Source organism: Chryseobacterium subflavum (assembly GCF_055762745.1).
In genome coordinates this window covers 511,156-529,320 of record NZ_JBVTMR010000003.1, presented here as the reverse complement: position 1 = coordinate 529,320, position 18,165 = coordinate 511,156, and the positions used below count along the sequence as shown (strand labels likewise).

The window sequence follows — 18,165 nt, the reverse complement described above, 5'->3', positions numbered from 1 at the left end:
ATTTCATCTCAAAGTTTCCAGAGCTTACCCTCTGAAATCTCTCGTTCCCAACCTTATGCCCAAAAGAAATATGCTAAAAATTGAAGAACTTGTTCATGCATTCATTCATTCTCATTGTGACTTTGAGAAAGAACTTGTTTTAACCAATCATTTTCATTCAGATTGGGAAGCTGATATTCTGATTATTGATGCTATGGGGTTAAGTCATGAAATAGAGATTAAACTCTCTAAAAGTGATTTTAAGAATGATTTCAAAAAATCTTATCAGAATGCATCTACAGGAGAAAAATTTTTAAAACACGACAAAATCTCATGTGGTGATTATGTTTGTAACGCATTTAGCTTTCTCCTTCCTATGGGAATGGTCGATCATGAACAGATTCCGGAACATTGTGGGCTTATTGAGTTTTATCATAATGAGGATACATGGGAAACGGAATTTTATCACATTAAAAAACCGGTACAGGTACATATGGATTCTTACTGGAAGCTTAATGATAAAGACCTTTTTATCCGGAAAATGGCTTTGAATTTACTTCAGAAAAAAATGGAAGTTAAAGGAAAACATGAAGAACTGATTTTTAAAAACCCGTTCGATATTAAAAAAAGAAAATAAAAATCCTGTCAGATCGACAGGATTTTTTTATGATTAAGCAGCGACCTCATTGTCTGACCGCTGAAGTAAAAACTTATAAATTATCCCACCGGCAACTCCACCAAGGATAGGTGCTACCCAGAATAACCATAATTGGGACATGGCAGCTCCTCCTACAAATAATGCCTGAGACAAAGATCTTGCAGGATTTACAGAAGTATTTGTAATTGGGATGGAAATCAGATGGATCAGGGTTAAAGCAAGACCAATAGCGATTCCTGCAAACTTCCCGTTAGCCCATTTATCCGTTGCGCCCATAATAACGATAAGGAAGAAAGCTGTTAACAGAAATTCTGCTAAGAAAGCTGCCCCCATTGAATAGCTTCTGTTGTTATAACCTGGCATATCATAGAAATTCGTTGCAAAGGCTCCGGGCCCTTCGGCGCTGAAAGCTCCGGCTCCATTCAGTATAATGCAAAGACATCCTGCTGCTGCAATTGCTCCGAGACATTGTGCGACAACATATGAAATCAGATCCTTGAAAGAAAATCTTCCTCCGGCTAAAAGGCCGAAAGTAACTGCAGGATTAAAATGTCCACCTGATATATGACCTACAGCGTATGCCATGGTAAGCACTGTAAGACCAAATGCTAAAGCAACACCTAAAAGACCTATACCGATATCGGGAACTCCGGCGGCAAAGACTGCGCTACCGCAACCGCCAAAAACAAGCCAAAATGTGCCGAAAAATTCAGCAAAAAGTTTTTTTATCATAATGTTTATTTTTATATTGAAACCAAATTTATAGTTTAAATTTCAGATTTTCAAATTAATTTTTAAAAAGAATTAAATTAATTTGATTAACAAGTGTGAATATGATAATGTAATATGAAATTTATTGAAGTATATATTTTAAATATACATCTCTTATGGTTGAACTACATTGCATAAATGTTTATTTTTCATTTTTTTAATTAAAAAAAACGGCGAATGAAAAAAATTCTTTGTTTGATTTTTGGATGTTTTATAGGATGTTTTCATTATGGGCAATCTTCAAAAAAAATAGGGATCTGTTACGATCTTGCAGAGGTTTTAAAGGTAGAGCCGACTCCGCTTTATAAGCCACATCTCGATGCTTCAAGGAGCTTTGGTGTAAAGTTATTAACAAATAGTAAAACGGTTCAGAAATACATCAACAGTGGAAAATTTCATAAAATAAAAAAGTCAGGAAAAGGTTATCGGGTTCAAAAACTGGATTATAGTAGGCCGTATATGGTTTCCAAGGCAAAAACAACACTCGAGAAAATGGGAGCCAGGTTCAGTAAAGAAACAAAAGGACATACTTTTACGGTTTCATCCATGACAAGAACGCTTGAGGATCAATGCAGGCTAAGACGAGTAAACTCCAATGCTTCCCTCGGAATCAGCTCCCACAACTATGGTAACTCTTTTGATATCTCCTATATACGGTTTAATGATGTCCTGAAGTATAATCCTAAAATGGAAATTGCCCTTGAAAAGGTGTTGAAATTTTATGCGAATGCCGGGAGGATTTATTACATCAAAGAAAAACAACAGAGCTGTTACCATATTACAGTGAGGAACTATTAAGTCTGCTTGAAAAGAAACAATAGCACTTCCTTTGGAAAGGCCTTTGAATAGGCTATTCTTATGTATTTAAAAATATTAATAAATCTTCAATTATAGATGGGATATTTGCATAGGTAGTTTAGTTTACATAATTTTATGGCACTAAAACCATGTAAATATGATAATTTTCAACAGAGAAGAGTATGCCGCTGCAATCGCCGCATGGGATACCAGTTCTAAAGATTACTCAACGATAAAAAAACTTATTCCCCCCAATTATGTTTTTACCCTTTCCTTTGATCAGATTGATTGGTTAAAAAAGAACAACAAATGTGATGATTTTTGTTCTGAAATAGGGGTTTACAAAAATCAGCTTGTACTGATCCTTTGCCCTCTTGATGTCAACGGACAAAAAATTGCTGTTAATGAATATCCATACAGTATTCTTGCAGAACTTACATCGAATCTTACTTTAGTAGAAACCAAAGAATATACATTAGTAAAAAACGCCGTTCTTTCTAAGGAACTTCAGCAGGTAGATAAAACAGCGGATATGTATTTACCGGTAGCTAATATGCCGATAATGGAGCAGGATAAAGCTGTTGCTGCTATTGAGCTCTGGAGAGATGAAGGATCTACCTGGTTTTACAGGGAATGTGATGAATTCAAAGGAGCAAGGATTTTTAAGAGATTCTATGTACCTGTTGAAGATTTGTGTCCATCCAAAGAAGGATTGAGCTACATCATATGCTCTTTCGGAATTAAATTTTCTGAAATTTATCAGAGACCATTGGTAACACTCATCTTTATTTCATTTTATAAAGATCTGCAAAATACAGGAAGTGTAGAAGTTATTTCCAATACCTACGACTGGTCCAGACCATGTCCTCCAATTTGTCAATTATAGAACAATAAATGCATAGCTATTTTATTACTACGTGGGGTATCACTAATTTTTTACTTCTTGTTTCCCTTATTTTTGGGATAGCAAAGTATTCCGTTCTTAAAAAGGAAGAAAAACAATATGTTTTTTATATCGGATTTCTTTTTTTCATTGAAGCGGCCACTAATTTTTTAACGGTTGTTCTGCATTACAAGGACACTTCATTTTTGTACCCTATTTATATAGCTGGCGAATTTTTCCTTTTGACAAGTTTATTCATTAGAAAGCTGGGAATATCTAAATACGGATGGATTCCGGTAGCGGTTCTTTCTCTCGGTTTTTTACTGATGAATAAAACGTTTAAGATTTACTTTAATGATGATGTTGTAAAAGTAACTTCCAACATCATCATTATTTGCTTTGCAGGATCTACTTTACTGCAACAAATTAAAAATAATAAAGCCATCAACAGGTTTACCCTGGTAGATGCCTGTATTTTTTTCTATTACTCTGTTTCGGTCTTTATTTTTATCATTCAACATCAGATAGCCACCTTGTCAGAAGATGATTATTATACAATTTTAGGAACCAATAATATACTGTCAAGCATTTTGTATGGTTCATTTATATACACTTTTATCAAATTAAAGAAATAACCTTACATATTGATTTTTTAATACTTATAATTGTTACCATAGCAATTATCGTAGTATTTATTTTGTTGGCATACAAAACTTTTGTCGACCGGATCATCAAAGAAAAGAATGTGCAGCATGAAGCTGAAGTCCTTCATCAGAAAAAGCTTGTACTGGAAAATATTAAGGCCCAGGAGGAAGAAAGGAAAAGGATTGCCGTGATGATTCATGATGATATGGGAAACAGACTCAATATTCTCTCTTTGTGGCTTAATAATCTCGATACAAAAGGCGATGAACTGATCAAAAAGAACATCAACGGGCAAATGTCTGCCCTTATCGATTCAGCAAGGACAATATCTCATTCACTCTATCCGGTGAATCTGGAATCGGTGGGACTTGTCTTATACATCGAAGAACTGATTGCAAATCTGTCCAACAGGGTTAATATTTCATTACATGTGGCATCTCATTATAAAAAGAAAGATATATTTATTGAGGTTCAGCTTTACCGGATTATACAGGAGTTTACGACCAATGTTATCAAGCATTCAGAAGCCACGAAGATTTGGATTTATCTTAAAGATTATTCGAAAATTACAGCACTCGTGGTTTCAGATAACGGACAAGGATTTGATTATAACCTGGTAAAAAAAGGGATGGGCATCAAAAATATTGAATCCAGGATCAAATCCATTAATGCCATCCATAAGTGGAAGAATGTACCGGGTAAAAGAAGTCGTCTAATTATTAAAATTCCATGCAACAATGAATTCCAAGATTAAAATAGCACTGATAGATGATGAACAGTTAATTCTCGAGGGAATAAAGTTACTGTTATCAAACGAGCAGAATATTTCCGTGACCCTTACTTCAGATAACGGTCCCGATTTTATAAATAATTTAGAAAGTCTTGCGGAGAATAGTTTTCCGGATATTGCCCTCGTGGATGTGCAGATGCAACCTATGAACGGCTTTGAGTTGGTGGGAATTCTTAAAGAGAAATATCCAGATCTTAAGATTATTATTCTTTCCTCTCATTATAAAAGTTCCATTTTGGGGTATATGGTAAAACTGGGCGTGTCTGCTTTCCTTCCGAAGAATTCCAATAAAAAAACATTTATTGAGGCCATTACCATGGTACATAAAAACGGAGTTTATTTTACGGCAGAAGATCATCAAATGCTTTTTTCATATATGAATTCTTCCAGTAAAAAGAAATCCTTATTTGAAATGGAAGATGAACTTTCCGAGCGTGAAAAAGATGTTGTAAAACTCATCTGCCAGGAGTTTACCAATAATGAAATTGCGGAAAAACTTTTTATAAGCCCTAGAACAGTGGAAAGCCACCGCCAAAGAGTCCTTGAAAAGATCGGAGCTAAAAATACAGTTGGTATTGTGATCTATGCCATCATCAATCATATTTATTCAATAGAAAAAATATGATTCCGTAGAAATACGGAATTTTTTATTTGGTAGCTTTTACTCTACTATTCCATTTTTTTTCACGGTTAATTTGAAATGTTTATCCTGCTGAAAGCTAAAATTTTTAAGGCTTACTGTTAAATGTGCAGAGGGTAAATGTTTAAAATTGTTATTATGGAGAATACTATAATATCCGTCGGAATTTTTTTTGATGGGGCAGGAAGTAACGGACTCAATGCAACTTCAGATAAAAAAACATTGACGGATCACATAAGTTATCACGCTTTGCCAACCAACATATATAAACTTTTTAAAGTATTCGACGGGAATGAAAAATTATATGTAGAAGGAATAGGAACAATAACAGGCTCCGAAGACAGTGATTTTGCAAAGGCTACCTGTAAAAATCCTATAGGATGTTCCGGCTATTCTTCAGACGATAAACTTCGGAGAGCATATGCTTTTATTGAAGATAAAATGAGAGACACAACCAAAGAATATCAGTTTTATGTTTATGGATTTGGAAGAGGAGGTATGCTGGCGAGGAATTTTTGCTATGAACTGTTAAAGCGGGGGTCTTCAATTTCAGGGCATATAAAAATAAAGTTCCTTGGAGTGTTCGATACTGTAGAATCAGCTCCATTTAACCAATACCACGTAAAGTTATCGCAAGGAGTGGAAAATGCCCTTCACTTATGTGCGATGAACGAGTGCCGGTATTTTTTTCCGCTGACCGGTTTTTTTGAGAACTCCCGTACTATGAATGATTCCGAATTTATGACTGACAAATGCGTCTGGAAAGAAATTTTTGTTCCGGGTGTTCATGCGGATGTTGGTGGAGGGTATCTTAATAGCTCACAATCGGTATATATTTCAGGAAATTATTTTGAGGTTTCAGATGTTAATGATTATGTTTCTCATGTAAAAGAGACAGCCAAAGACACAGAAGAAAATAAAATATGGGATATACCTTTAAGGAATCACCGGATCGATGAGGGGGATATCCTGTCCCAGGCATATGTTGAAAAAGAAATGGTATATAATGATCTTTCAAAAGTGTACGGGAGTTTAATGCTCATGCAGACAAATTCCGTGGCTCCGGTTTTTATCACTGACTTTAGTGAAAGTGATTTTACATTAGATCCGGAACATTTTTATTTGGAAACCCTTTATAATGAGCTGGAAAAATACGCAGTTAATCTTAAATCATGCCAGAAACCTTTATATGATTATGAAAAGCTTGCATGCTATATTCATATTTCAGCCAATTTCGGTTTGTATAAAAAAGGGCAACTTCAAAAATCACAAGCTTTAATGTATAAGGAGATCATAAACAGTGGGCTGAATGTTCCGTTTAAATCCTTAGATAATAACTTTCATTCTGCTCTCCGGACCGAAATGTTTTTTCCGGAAGATATGGTCATTACAGATTTTGCTTATGAAAGTAATATTCCAAACAATGATGATTGGATACGGTCTATTATTTATTAAGTAAACCGATAAATCAGATGTTCGCCCTTTTTTACTTGAAACTTATATAATAAAGTGCCGCATGCAGGAGGCTTTTTTTATTTCTGGTCTATTCATTTCTTTTTCCGTATTTTTGCACCCGAAAAATATTCAGTATTAATTCTTAAATTATATCATTAAATGCTTTCGGTTCAAGGTCTAGGGTTACATCATTCGGGAAACTATTTGTTTCAAAATGTGAATTTCACAATTAAAAAGGATGATAAAGTTGGTTTAGTAGGTAAAAATGGAGCTGGGAAATCCACTTTATTGAAAATGCTTTCCGGAGAAATTACATTCTACGAAGGAAATGTAGTCCCTGATGGAAATATCACCATTGGTTTCTTAAAGCAGGATCTGGATTTTGTGAAAGGAAGAACTGTTTGGGATGAAACCATGCAGGCTTTTGAACAGATCAATGCCTGGAAAAATGAACTTGAGGAGGTGAATCATCAGATGACGGTAAGAACAGATTATGAAAGTGATTCTTATACGGATTTGATCAACAGAATGACTGAGTTAAACGACCTCTTAATGCACCACGATGCTTACAATCTGGAAGGCGATATGGAAAAAGTATTATTCGGGTTAGGCTTTAAAGCAGATGATTTTAAGAAAATTACGGATGAGTTTTCCGGAGGATGGAGAATGAGAATAGAGCTGGCAAAACTGCTTCTTCAAAAGAATGATGTAATGCTTCTCGATGAGCCTACCAACCACCTTGATATGGAATCCATCATCTGGCTTGAAAACTTTCTTAAAGATTATCCTGGAGCGATTGTACTGGTGAGTCACGATAAACAGTTTATGACTTCTGTTTGTAATAGAACTTTTGATATTAATAACAGAAAGGTTGATGATTATAAGGCAAATTATACCAAGTATCTTGAACTCAGAAAAGACAGAAAAGAAAAGCTGATTCAGGCTAAAAAGAATCAGGATGCAGAAATAAAACACACCGAGGACCTGATCAATAAATTCCGTGCAAGTGCTTCCAAAGCCGCATTTGCCCAGTCGTTGATTAAAAAGCTTGAGAAAGTAGAACGTATCGAGGTGGAAAATGAAGATGTTTCCAAATTCAATATTCGTTTTGTACAATCGGTTGTTCCCGGGAAAGTTAATTTTGAAGCTGTAAATCTTGGAAAAGCTTATGGAAATAAGCAAATATTCGATAACGTAGACTTTATGGTCCAACGTGGAGACAGGATTGCTCTTTTAGGGCAAAATGGACAGGGTAAAACAACTTTGGCAAAAATTCTTGCAGGAGAAATCAAAGATTACACAGGAACCTGGAATTTAGGACATAATGTAAATATCGGATACTTCGCCCAAAACCAGGAAGAAGTATTAACACCGGATAAAACGGTTCTGGAAGAAGCGGAAGATGCTGCTACGGAAGAAACCAGACCTAGAGTAAGAGATTTGCTGGGATCATTCTTATTTCAGGGGGAAGCTGTTACCAAGAAAACCAAAGTATTGTCGGGGGGAGAAAGAAACCGTCTGGCATTATGTAAATTGTTATTGCGTCCGTTCAATACCTTGATTATGGACGAACCGACCAACCACCTTGACATCCAGTCTAAGGAGATCATCAAGCTGGCACTGCAAAAGTTTGAAGGAACATTGATCGTAATCTCTCACGACAGGGAGTTCCTGCAGGGTCTTTGTGATAAGATCTTTGAATTCCGTGATGGGAAAATGAAAGAATTTCTGGGAGATATCAACGAATATCTGGAGTACAGACAAAAAGAATCCATCAGGGAAATTTCTGCGGAAAAGGCAAAGCTTCATAATGATGATGTAAAAGAAGAGGCAAAGCCAAAAGTTGAAACACCTGAAAAAACTGAAGCAGTATCTCAGCCAAAATCAGGATTTGTAAGTAAGGAGCAAAAAAATATCCAGAACAAAATAAAGAAAGTAGAAGAAAGGATTTCTGAATTGGAAACTCAATCTGAAGAAATGGAAGCCTCTTTTGCAAAAGAAAACCCTTCAGAAGAGAGCCTGGAAAAATATAATAAAGTAAAAGCAGACCTGGAGCTGGCTTTACAGGAGTGGGAACATTTAGCATCTCAACTCGAGTAAACCTCGAAATATGATCAGGTGTTTTAATTGAGGTTATTATTTTTATTGAATAATTACAATTATTATTGTTATTTTTGGTGCATGATTTTTAAGGAAACCAGACAATTAAAGAATTTTATCTCCAGACTTTTGTTTGGGATCTATTTTCTTGCTCTGTTTTCTCAAAGCTTTCACCACCATGATGTAGTGGATAACTTTAGAAATTTTAACCTCAAAAAATCTGAAAATACCGTTACAAAAAATGTAGCGAAAGAGAAGGTAGGCGATTGTTTAGCTTGTCATTTCCTGGCTACTGGTCATACTTTGGTACCCGAAGAATTTAATTTTTCTTTCGATGGGTATACACAAGAGGTAAAGCAGGTTATTACCATTCAGGAGATCATTTGGTCTCAAACCAAATTTACTTTTCAGCTTCGGGGACCACCCGCAATTTCATAAATTCATAGATCTTTATCGGATTTGTCTTATATCTGAGACTTCAATGTATGCCTGACAAGAAAAACATCAGGTAGGTATTATGAGGTACGATAGAAATAAGACTAAATGTATTGGAGAATTATCATTACATCAATACATTTTACTTCGTACAATTTAGAATTGTATAAAAAATAAAGCAACAAACTTTTACGAAAAAATGTACTTTTTAAGTACGCAATCTATCTATTTACAATGAAATTGATATATAGCTTATTACTGATCTTTTGCGGATTGGTATTAACAAACGCACAAAAAACTTATACTGTCGAAGGCACCGTTCAGGATTTTCATGATAAAAGCATGCTTGAAAATGCAGTCGTGAAAATAGGAGACTTTACGGCTAAAACGGATAAAAAGGGTAAGTTTTTATTCAGCAAAATTCCTTCGGGATCTTATAATCTCATTGCAAAGCATCCTGATTGCCATGATTATACTGAAAATATAGGAGTGGATCAGGATCTTCATTTAACCATCGTCCTGGAACATCATATTCAGGATATTGAGACGGTGACTATTCATGGAAACCATAAATCAAACGGATCTTTGATTATTAAGACCATTGATAAATCTGAAATAGAAAAAAATTCCACTGATAACTTAGGGAATTTACTATCCAAGATTTCAGGTGTTAATGCTTTGAAGACGGGAAATAATATTTCGAAACCCATTATTCACGGATTATATGGAAGCCGTATAGCTATTATGAATAATGGAGTAAAGCTAGCGGAACAAGAATGGGGAGTAGAGCATGCTCCTAATGTGGATATTAATAATTTCCAGCATATAGACGTGATCAAAGGGGCGTCTGCTCTGAAATATGGGAGTGATGCAATCGGAGGAGTTATAGTTATGGAACCTGAAATTTTCCCTAAAAAAGACACGCTAAAAGGTTCTGTGAATCTTTCAGGTATTTCAAACGGGAAAGGTCTTGGGTTAGATGTAAATGTTGCCAAGATCTGGAAAAACGGATGGGCGGTAAAATCCGGAGGATCCATTAAAAAATTAGGTGATCAGCATACTCCTGATTATAACTTAATGAATACCGGGATGGATTTTTCATCATTTAATTTTACAGTTCAGAAGAATAGCTATGAACAGGGAATTTCTTTTGATTATTATCTTACTAATCAGAATATTGGGATTTACAGAGGTTCGCATGTTGGAAATAATAATGATTTTTATAATGCGATGACGTTGAATATTCCTGTATATACGGGAAATTTCAGTTATGATATTGATAACCCACGACAGGTTATAGAACATCATATTGCCAAAGTTTCTGCTTTTAAAAGATTTGAAAATATTGGGAAGGTATCTGCAAGTTATAGCTTTCAATACAACCATAGGCAAGAATATGATATAAGAAGGGGAGATTTAAAAGATATTCCCTCTTTGGATCTGGCATTGATGACTCATCAGTTTAATGTGAACGATTTATTAGAAAGAGAAAAATGGTCGTTGGAAACTGGAATTGACGCAAGTTTTCAGAACAATTATTCAGATCCGGCCACAAAAGCAAGACGTCTGATCCCTAATTATGACAAATATTCTGCGGGCGTTTACTCTGTTTTTAAATACAAAATTTCAGATGAATTGAATGCAGAGGGAGGTGTAAGATATGACTTTAACCGATATGATGTAACAAAATGGTATGACAAAAGTGATTGGGATAAATTATATAAAGCGACTTATCCTCAGTTTTATGTGAAAACAGATAAAAACAGAGTCTTAACACGTCCGAAACTTAATTATGAAAATATTTCTTTTAATGCCGGACTGGAATATCATCCTAGCTCAAATTTTAATCTGAAATTTAATTATGCTAAAGTAGGAAGAACACCTAATATTGCTGAATTATTTTCCGATGGGTTGCATCATTCTGCAGCGGTAATAGAAATTGGAGATATGGGCTTGAAAAATGAACAGGGACATCAATTTAATTTAGTTGCTGATGCTAAATTTAATGTACTGAAGGGATTAAACATATCAGTAAACCCTTATTTTTTCATAACTAAAAATTACATTAATGAAATTCCTACCGGGGTTCAGAATACGATAAGAGGTGTTTTTCCTGTATGGTCTTATCAACAGATTGATGCCAAAATGTATGGTGTAGATGTGGATGTCAACTGGAAACTTACAGAAAATCTTACCTATATAGGAAGAGGAAGTTATGTTAATGGGCAGGACGATTCAAATAACGAACCACTAATCCTGATGATGCCTCCTAATTTTTCCAATGCCTTACAGTTTAAAATGGAAAAATGGAATCAATTCTATTTCAGCCTTGAAAATCAAACCTTTTTAAAGCAAAATAGATTTCCTATTCATAATGCTCCCATTACTATTTTTGAAAATGGTGTAGAAGTAGAAAAGATAGTAGATTTCAGCACTCCCCCGAGCGGATATTCACTTTGGAATATTCAGACTGGTATTAATATCAGCAAAAACCTTTCTGCAGGACTTATCGTTAATAACCTATTCAACGTTTCATACAGAGATTATCTTAATCGTATGAGATTTTTTGCAGATGAAGCAGGAAGAAATTTTATACTTAATGTTAGATATCGTTTCTAATATTTTACCATTACAAATCAAGATTTTAAAAATTTAAATTAAAAAAAATGAACAAATTATTTAACACTAAAAATATTATCAAACTAATAGGTATTTTATTCATCGCAGTTTCTATCGTATCTTGTCAAAGAGATAACTCAGCGGAAGAAGATGATCTGCCTCAAGAAGATCTTACTAATATTATTTTATTGGTAAAAGATGTTGCCACACAGGTAACTTTACCTTACAATTATAGTGTAGGTGCCGGAGGGGCACAGTCGATAAAATTAGAGAACGGGAAGACATATGAAGTAGAAGTGCAGTTCAAGAATGGTAATGAAGATGCAACCCAGGAAATTAAAGATGCAAAAGATGAACATTTTTTAGTGTACAATTTCCCTAATTCTGATCTTACACTAACCAGAACCGATGATGCAAGTTCTACAAGAGGTGATGGAAAACATGTAGGACTTAAAACAAAATGGGTAGTGACCAAGGCCGTAAAAAATGCATCAGCACAAAGCCAGCTTATTCTTACTCTGTATCACGAACCAGCCACCGTTTCCGAAGCTTCTTCAGTAAGTGGAAACGGAATAGTGTATGGAGCTCAAACAGGAGGAGAAACCGATGCTCAGGCTACTTATACGATTATAAATTAAAAAAACAGCAAATAGATAAAACCACTGAAAAATTCAGTGGTTTTTTATTTATAAATATTTGATGCCGAAGAATTTATCTTTAATAGTTTATTTTGATAAAAATTTCATATTTTTGCAACCTAAAATTTTAATCAATAATGAAGGTTACCGCACAAAACCATGATGACGTAAGTGCATTACTTACTGTAACATTGGAAAAATCTGACTACAAAGACAAAGTAGAGAAGCAGTTGATTAATTATGCTAAAAATGCGCAAGTTCCTGGTTTCAGAAAAGGAAAAGTGCCTTTAAGTATGGTTAGAAAACAATATGAAGCAGGTATTGCATTCGAAGAGATCAACAAACAAGTTTCTGATGCTTTAAATAACTATGTAAACGAAAACAAGTTAAGATTAGTTGGCCAGCCTGTACCTCAACCTGTAAATGATTTCAATCATAATGCAGATCAACTTGAAGTTGCTTTTGAAGTAGGATACGAGCCTGAATTCACTATAGATTTAGCTAAATATGAAGCGCCTCACTATAAAGTAGAAGCTTCTGATAAAGAAATCACAAAAAGCATTGAAAACATGCAGAAGCGTTTCGCTGAGCAGGTTCCTCAAGATAAGATCACTAAGGATTCTTATGTTGCTTTAGAGGTTTCTCAGGTTGTAGAAGAAGATGCTGAAGGAGAACACCACCACCATCCGAAAAATGTTACTATTACAGCTGAAAACAAAGAAGCTTTCAAATTAGTTAAAGCTTTAAAAATGGACGGTTCTGTAAAAGTTTCTAAAGAAACATTGGCAGGTGATGAAGAATTAGCTAAAGAATTAGGGTTTACTAAAGAAGAAGTTGAGCATTTACACCACGCTGAAGTTGAAGTTAAAGTAAAAGATTTCTATAGCCTGAACTTAGCAGAACTTAATCAGGATCTTTTTGATAAAGTATACGGAGAAGGAAACATCAAGTCTGAAGAAGAGCTTAAAAATAAAGTTAAGGCTGAATTAGATGAGTATTTCCAGCAAAATGCTGATGTTCACTTTGTGAATAAAGTATTGGAACAAATTACAGAAAAAGAAGAAGTAAAACTTCCTGAAAATTTCCTTGTAAAATGGTTACTATTCTCTAACCAGAATATCCAGACTGAAGAGCAGGCAAAAGAAATCCTTGAATCTGAGAAAAAACAATTAAGCTATCAGATCATCGAAGGTAAATTGATGAATGATAACGATATTAAATTGGATTATGCTGATGTTCTTGCACAAGCTGAACAATTAGTAAGAAACCAATTGGCGATCTACGGAATTCACCATTTAGGAGATGAAGAAATTCAAAAGTATGCTGTTGAAATGTTGAAAGACCAGGAGCAGGTAAGACAGATTTCTTCTGAAGTAGCTATGACTAAATTGAAAGATGTAATTCTTGAAAAGGCAAGCAAAAAAGAAACTGCAATTTCGCATGACGAGTTTTTAGAAGAACTTAAAAAATAATTTATTTTTAAATAAATATTTTAAAACCACCAATTTTGGTGGTTTTTTGTTGTAAAAAACATAGATTTTATATCGGGCAATATTCCTATATTTACGTAATAAATAAATTATATGAAAAAGATAATCATTCCGTTTTTCTGTGCAGTGCTTTTTTCCACTTCAGTAGCAGCACAGCAAAAAACAACCGCTGCTAAAACAGAAGCAGTAAAATCGAAACTGACACCTAAAGAAGTAATAGATAATTATCTTAAAGCTTTGGGGGGAAGAGATAAATTAGAAGCTATAAAAACAACCGTTATAGAAAATACCGTTACTGTACAAGGGATGGAAATTGCTATGACGACTAAAAAGATGGGAAATAAATTCAAGTCCGTACAAAGCGTAATGGGGCAACAAATGACTCAGGTTTTCGATGGCGAAAAAGGAACTTTTGACCAGATGGGACAAAAAATGGATATTCCTGCGGATAAAATTGCTGACCTTAAAAAAAGCAAAACAGTTGATGCATTGGGATATGATCCTGCTTCTTTCCAATCCGTAAATGTAGAGAAGATAGATGGTAAAGATTATAATGTGCTAACTTCAGATAAAGGAAAATACTTCTTTGATGCAACTACAGGATTGTTATACAAGTCCGAATCAAAAGAAGGTACAGCGATTGTAAAAGATTACATGACTGTAGACGGATTGAAGTTCCCTGGAGAAGTAGATGCCGAAGGAAATGGACAGAAGGTAGTTATTAAAACCACTAAAATTGTTCTGAATTCCGGTGTTACGGACGCTGATTTTAAATTATAATAAGGTAAAACCTACAGCTTATAAAAAATAAAAACCGCAAAATCTGCGGTTTTTATTTTTTTAATTTCCATATTCTTTTTTCCATTCTTCAGCAGCTTCACTTAGAACGGTATAGAATTCATCACCGTATTTCCTGATAAGGGGTGTTTTCAGGAATTTATAAACAGGAACCTGCAATTCTCTTCCCAATGTACATGCATCGCTGCACACAGACCATTCATGGTAATTTAAAGCAGTAAAAGAAGAGTATTCCGTAATTCGTATTGGATACAGATGACACGAAATCGGCTTTTGCCAGTCAATAGCACCGTCTTCATACGCTTTTTCAATTCCGCATTTTGTAATACCTTTTTCATCGAATGTTACATAGGCACACTCGCGGTCTTCTACCATGGGCGTTACATACATTCCGTCAGAGGGATCGGTTGTCCATGTTCCCTGTTCTTCAAGAGCTTTTACACCTTCTTTCGTCAGATAAGGTTTGATTTTATCAAAGATATTATCTAAAATTTCAAGCTCGTTTTTATCTAAAGGAGCTCCAACATCTCCCTCCACACAACATGCTCCCTTACATTTGGTAAGGTTGCAAACAAACTCCTCGGAAAATATTTCCTCGGAGATTAATTTATCGTCTATCTGAATCATAATCTTTTTAAAATAAATTAAAATACGTACCTATTTTAAAGGTAACCAAACTCAAAATAATCAGCCAAAGGCTGACTTCCTGCATCCAGTATTTGGGCAAAAAACGCATCATCCGGCTCAGTATGATACTGGAAGGAAATGCGAGGAGCAGTAAATATTCATAGCTCTTATTCATATACAGGATAATAGTAACCAGCTGAGCTAAAGAGAAAACCAATAGGAAGGTATATTTATATCTGCTTATCGGGCTTTTTTTGTTGTAATTTTTAAAGTGATCATATACCGCATAGATCAGCATTAATGCAACCGGGATTAAAGGGATAATTCCTCTGTAATCTGTAATCAGTTTCATCTTTCCAAATGGGAAATAATCAAGGTTCCAGGTGGTAAAGTCCATAAAGAACATGACAGAAAAATAACTGAACACGATCAGGATAATTCCAAGTAAAAATCTGAATATATTTAAACTTATTTTTTCAGAGGTTGCAATAACGTGTATAACTACAAAAACGGCCATTGGCCATGTAGTAGGTAAAAAAATAAAATTCAATGCAACGATGGCACCTACCAGGACATATGATTTTTTCCGGGTATCTTCATTAGCGCTCGTCAGAAGAAGCAAAAGAAAGGAATTAGTAAGTAATGATACGGCAATTCCGATATCAAGATTTCCCGGATAGAGCCCGAAAATGAAAAATGAATATAAAAATAAGGGAAGATGAGTCTGGTGATTAAGTGCAATACTGTGAAAACAGAAATATCCCAAAGCAATTCCCAGAAATGTTATTCCGGCAACAATTGCTTCATAAGTATTGAAATTCAGGATGTTAAATATTATTACTATTAAAAGAAGAAAACCAATATAAACAGGAATTGAAAAAATATTGCTTTCTTTTGAAAGTAATTTAAACATTTTTTATAAATTTGTACAAAGTTAATTTAAAAAAGGAAAATAATGACGTCTTTCTTTCTATTCTTAAGCAAAGTTTTCAAATGGTCTTTCGGTTTTTTTGATTCCTTTGGAAATGTTTTAAACTGGATCCTATTTATTGTTTGCTGTGTGTTGTTCACCTATTGGTGTTACGTTCTGGTGGTTACACTGGGAGGTGATAAAGATAAAGACTACTATTCTCCAACAGAGGGAAAACACCCTTATTATGATCCAAGTATCTACAAAAAAGAAGGTTAATTAATTGGTTATATAGTAAAAAGCCGATCAAATAATTTATTTGATCGGCTTTTTTATAACGGTTAAAATTTACTTTTTTTATTCGTGAATAGGAAGTACCAAAACCGGAATTGTAGAGCTTTTCGTTAAACCTTTAGTCAGGCTGCCTACAAAAACATCATAAATTCCACTTCTTCCGTGAGAGCCCATTACGATATAGCTGGCATTTTTTGATTTAGCGTATTCCAGGATAATATCTTTGGCAATACCTTGTTTTAAAAGATGCTCGCATTCTACATCGTGAGAAATAATTCTCTGTTCAAGCCTATTCAGCTGTACCAGTTCTTCTCTGATCTCATTTTCTTCAACTTCAGGAAAATACTGAAATCCCATATCACCAATAGCAAATCCAATGTCAGTAGGTGCTACATGGATCAGATGAATCTTGCCATTTATCTCTTTGGCAAATTTGATCGCACCATCTACGAGTTGTTCTGTTTTATCCCCAAAATCCACGGGCAATATAATGTTTATCATAACCTTTAATTTTGTTAACTAAAGATAGTGAAAAAAATATGAAATACGCTGTTAAATACTTATAATATTCGGATATCCAGAATTTTTTCATCCTCAAGGAATGCTTCCAGAATATCATTTTCTTCAACTTTCCCAACTCCTTTTGGAGTTCCCGTAAAGATAAGGTCTCCCACTCTTAATGTGAAATACTGGGAAACGAACGCGATGATATCATCAAAACTGAATATCATATCCTTTGTGTTTCCGTCCTGTACCTTTTCTTTATTTTGCAGTAATGAAAAGCCTAAACTTTCCAGATTATAATTTTCTTTATTAAAGAAGTTTCCTACTACAGCTGAACCATCAAACCCCTTAGCTAATTCCCAAGGCAGGCCTTTTGATTTTAACTCTGTCTGCAGGTCCCTTGCTGTAAAATCTATCCCCAAACCGATTTCTTCATAATGTTTATGGGCGGAATCTTTTTGGATGTATTTTCCTCCTTTTGAGATTTTCAATACCACCTCAAGTTCATAATGAATATCTTTAGAAAATTCGGGTAGGTAAAAATCATTACCCTTCAGGACAGCAGTATCAGGTTTGATAAAGATTACAGGTTTTTCAGGAATTTCATTTCCTAATTCTTTCGCATGCTCACTATAATTTCTTCCTATGCAGATAATTTTCATATGCTTATATTTTTTTATTGCATGGTATGAAATCATTGACGATGATACCTTGCAAAAATTATTTAATTGTTAATGGGTAAATTCATTCTCACAGTAATAGCAGATGAACTTATGACTTGTTAAGATAGAAACTCCGAAAAAACTTGTAGCACTATCATCTCTGTAAATATGATTGGAGCCACATTTTGGACATACAAAATCGAATTCGGGATCTTCGATGGTATGCTCCACTTCAAGAGCTATATTCTCGTTTTCTTTGTAATCTTTCAAAATTTCCGTTGCTTTACCCAGGTCGTCTTCAAAAACCTGAAGCTGAATTCCTCCCACTGCCTGAGACAATAGCCAGTCCGACTGAATGAGCTGCTCATTAGCTATGAAGCTGTTAAGGCCTTTTTCTGCCAATATCTGTTTATCCCTATTGGCTTCAAGAGCCGTTTCGTAAAATTTAAAACGAACAAGTTTTGACATC

At 34.6% G+C, this 18,165-nt stretch carries 20 protein-coding genes; 14 read left to right on the top strand and 6 right to left on the bottom strand.

What is annotated here, in order from left to right:
- Nucleotides 1-70: 70 nt before the first annotated feature.
- Nucleotides 71-616, top strand: a complete 546-nt coding sequence (locus AC0INN_RS15975; RefSeq protein ID WP_273649235.1) for a hypothetical protein — start codon at nucleotides 71-73, stop codon at nucleotides 614-616.
- A gap of 33 nt (nucleotides 617-649) precedes the next feature.
- On the opposite strand, the gene aqpZ is transcribed toward AC0INN_RS15975, so the two are convergent.
- The gene (gene aqpZ, locus AC0INN_RS15970) at nucleotides 650-1,366 is read right to left on the bottom strand and encodes an aquaporin Z (RefSeq protein ID WP_273651061.1); all 717 of its coding nucleotides are present in this window, start codon (nucleotides 1,364-1,366) and stop codon (nucleotides 650-652) included.
- Between the two features lie 219 nt (nucleotides 1,367-1,585).
- On the opposite strand from aqpZ, the gene AC0INN_RS15965 reads away from it, so the two are divergent.
- The 12 genes from AC0INN_RS15965 to AC0INN_RS15910 all read left to right on the top strand — a co-directional run bounded on the left by AC0INN_RS15965 (nucleotide 1,586) and on the right by AC0INN_RS15910 (nucleotide 14,681).
- Nucleotides 1,586-2,206, top strand: coding sequence for a DUF5715 family protein (locus tag AC0INN_RS15965; protein ID WP_273649233.1), 621 nt, complete (start codon nucleotides 1,586-1,588; stop codon nucleotides 2,204-2,206).
- Nucleotides 2,207-2,363: 157 nt separating this feature from the next.
- Nucleotides 2,364-3,092, top strand: coding sequence for a hypothetical protein (locus AC0INN_RS15960; RefSeq protein ID WP_273649231.1), 729 nt, complete (start codon nucleotides 2,364-2,366; stop codon nucleotides 3,090-3,092).
- Between the two features lie 8 nt (nucleotides 3,093-3,100).
- The gene (locus AC0INN_RS15955) at nucleotides 3,101-3,724 is read left to right on the top strand and encodes a hypothetical protein (RefSeq protein ID WP_273649229.1); all 624 of its coding nucleotides are present in this window, start codon (nucleotides 3,101-3,103) and stop codon (nucleotides 3,722-3,724) included.
- Nucleotides 3,725-3,789: 65 nt separating this feature from the next.
- Nucleotides 3,790-4,488, top strand: coding sequence for a sensor histidine kinase (locus AC0INN_RS15950; RefSeq protein WP_273649227.1), 699 nt, complete (start codon nucleotides 3,790-3,792; stop codon nucleotides 4,486-4,488).
- A complete protein-coding gene (locus AC0INN_RS15945) occupies nucleotides 4,472-5,149 on the top strand; it encodes a response regulator transcription factor (protein ID WP_273649225.1) in 678 nt (225 codons plus the stop codon). The genes AC0INN_RS15950 and AC0INN_RS15945 overlap by 17 nt, the downstream gene beginning before the upstream one ends.
- A 153-nt stretch (nucleotides 5,150-5,302) precedes the next feature.
- Nucleotides 5,303-6,619 carry a T6SS phospholipase effector Tle1-like catalytic domain-containing protein gene (locus AC0INN_RS15940; protein WP_273649224.1) on the top strand — a complete coding sequence of 439 codons (1,317 nt, stop codon included), beginning with the start codon at nucleotides 5,303-5,305 and terminating at the stop codon, nucleotides 6,617-6,619.
- Between the two features lie 159 nt (nucleotides 6,620-6,778).
- Nucleotides 6,779-8,719, top strand: a complete 1,941-nt coding sequence (locus AC0INN_RS15935) for an ABC-F family ATP-binding cassette domain-containing protein (RefSeq protein ID WP_273649222.1) — start codon at nucleotides 6,779-6,781, stop codon at nucleotides 8,717-8,719.
- A gap of 81 nt (nucleotides 8,720-8,800) precedes the next feature.
- The gene (locus AC0INN_RS15930; RefSeq protein ID WP_172280208.1) at nucleotides 8,801-9,157 is read left to right on the top strand and encodes a hypothetical protein; all 357 of its coding nucleotides are present in this window, start codon (nucleotides 8,801-8,803) and stop codon (nucleotides 9,155-9,157) included.
- Between the two features lie 231 nt (nucleotides 9,158-9,388).
- Nucleotides 9,389-11,773 carry a TonB-dependent receptor gene (locus AC0INN_RS15925; protein WP_273649220.1) on the top strand — a complete coding sequence of 795 codons (2,385 nt, stop codon included), beginning with the start codon at nucleotides 9,389-9,391 and terminating at the stop codon, nucleotides 11,771-11,773.
- 47 nt (nucleotides 11,774-11,820) lie between these two features.
- Entirely contained in the window at nucleotides 11,821-12,411 is a 591-nt protein-coding gene (locus tag AC0INN_RS15920) for a hypothetical protein (RefSeq protein ID WP_273649218.1), read from the top strand.
- Nucleotides 12,412-12,548: 137 nt separating this feature from the next.
- Nucleotides 12,549-13,883: a trigger factor gene (locus tag AC0INN_RS15915; RefSeq protein ID WP_172280203.1), complete on the top strand. Its 1,335-nt coding sequence runs from the start codon at nucleotides 12,549-12,551 to the stop codon at nucleotides 13,881-13,883.
- Between the two features lie 111 nt (nucleotides 13,884-13,994).
- Nucleotides 13,995-14,681, top strand: a complete 687-nt coding sequence (locus tag AC0INN_RS15910; RefSeq protein ID WP_172280201.1) for a hypothetical protein — start codon at nucleotides 13,995-13,997, stop codon at nucleotides 14,679-14,681.
- A gap of 60 nt (nucleotides 14,682-14,741) precedes the next feature.
- On the opposite strand, the gene AC0INN_RS15905 is transcribed toward AC0INN_RS15910, so the two are convergent.
- Together AC0INN_RS15905 and AC0INN_RS15900 are read right to left on the bottom strand one after the other, a co-directional pair.
- Nucleotides 14,742-15,326, bottom strand: coding sequence for a DUF3109 family protein (locus AC0INN_RS15905; protein ID WP_172280199.1), 585 nt, complete (start codon nucleotides 15,324-15,326; stop codon nucleotides 14,742-14,744).
- Nucleotides 15,327-15,333: 7 nt separating this feature from the next.
- Nucleotides 15,334-16,239, bottom strand: coding sequence for a DUF6427 family protein (locus AC0INN_RS15900; RefSeq protein WP_172280198.1), 906 nt, complete (start codon nucleotides 16,237-16,239; stop codon nucleotides 15,334-15,336).
- A 42-nt stretch (nucleotides 16,240-16,281) separates the two neighbouring features.
- Between AC0INN_RS15900 and AC0INN_RS15895 the strand changes: the two genes are divergently transcribed.
- Nucleotides 16,282-16,515: a DUF6341 family protein gene (locus AC0INN_RS15895; protein WP_172280196.1), complete on the top strand. Its 234-nt coding sequence runs from the start codon at nucleotides 16,282-16,284 to the stop codon at nucleotides 16,513-16,515.
- A gap of 78 nt (nucleotides 16,516-16,593) precedes the next feature.
- On the opposite strand, the gene AC0INN_RS15890 is transcribed toward AC0INN_RS15895, so the two are convergent.
- From AC0INN_RS15890 to AC0INN_RS15880, 3 genes are all read right to left on the bottom strand, one after another.
- Nucleotides 16,594-17,031: a universal stress protein gene (locus tag AC0INN_RS15890; protein ID WP_172280194.1), complete on the bottom strand. Its 438-nt coding sequence runs from the start codon at nucleotides 17,029-17,031 to the stop codon at nucleotides 16,594-16,596.
- Between the two features lie 59 nt (nucleotides 17,032-17,090).
- Nucleotides 17,091-17,696: a fumarylacetoacetate hydrolase family protein gene (locus AC0INN_RS15885; RefSeq protein WP_172280191.1), complete on the bottom strand. Its 606-nt coding sequence runs from the start codon at nucleotides 17,694-17,696 to the stop codon at nucleotides 17,091-17,093.
- A gap of 69 nt (nucleotides 17,697-17,765) precedes the next feature.
- Nucleotides 17,766-18,164, bottom strand: a complete 399-nt coding sequence (locus AC0INN_RS15880) for a putative signal transducing protein (RefSeq protein WP_273649208.1) — start codon at nucleotides 18,162-18,164, stop codon at nucleotides 17,766-17,768.
- Nucleotide 18,165 lies beyond the last annotated feature (1 nt).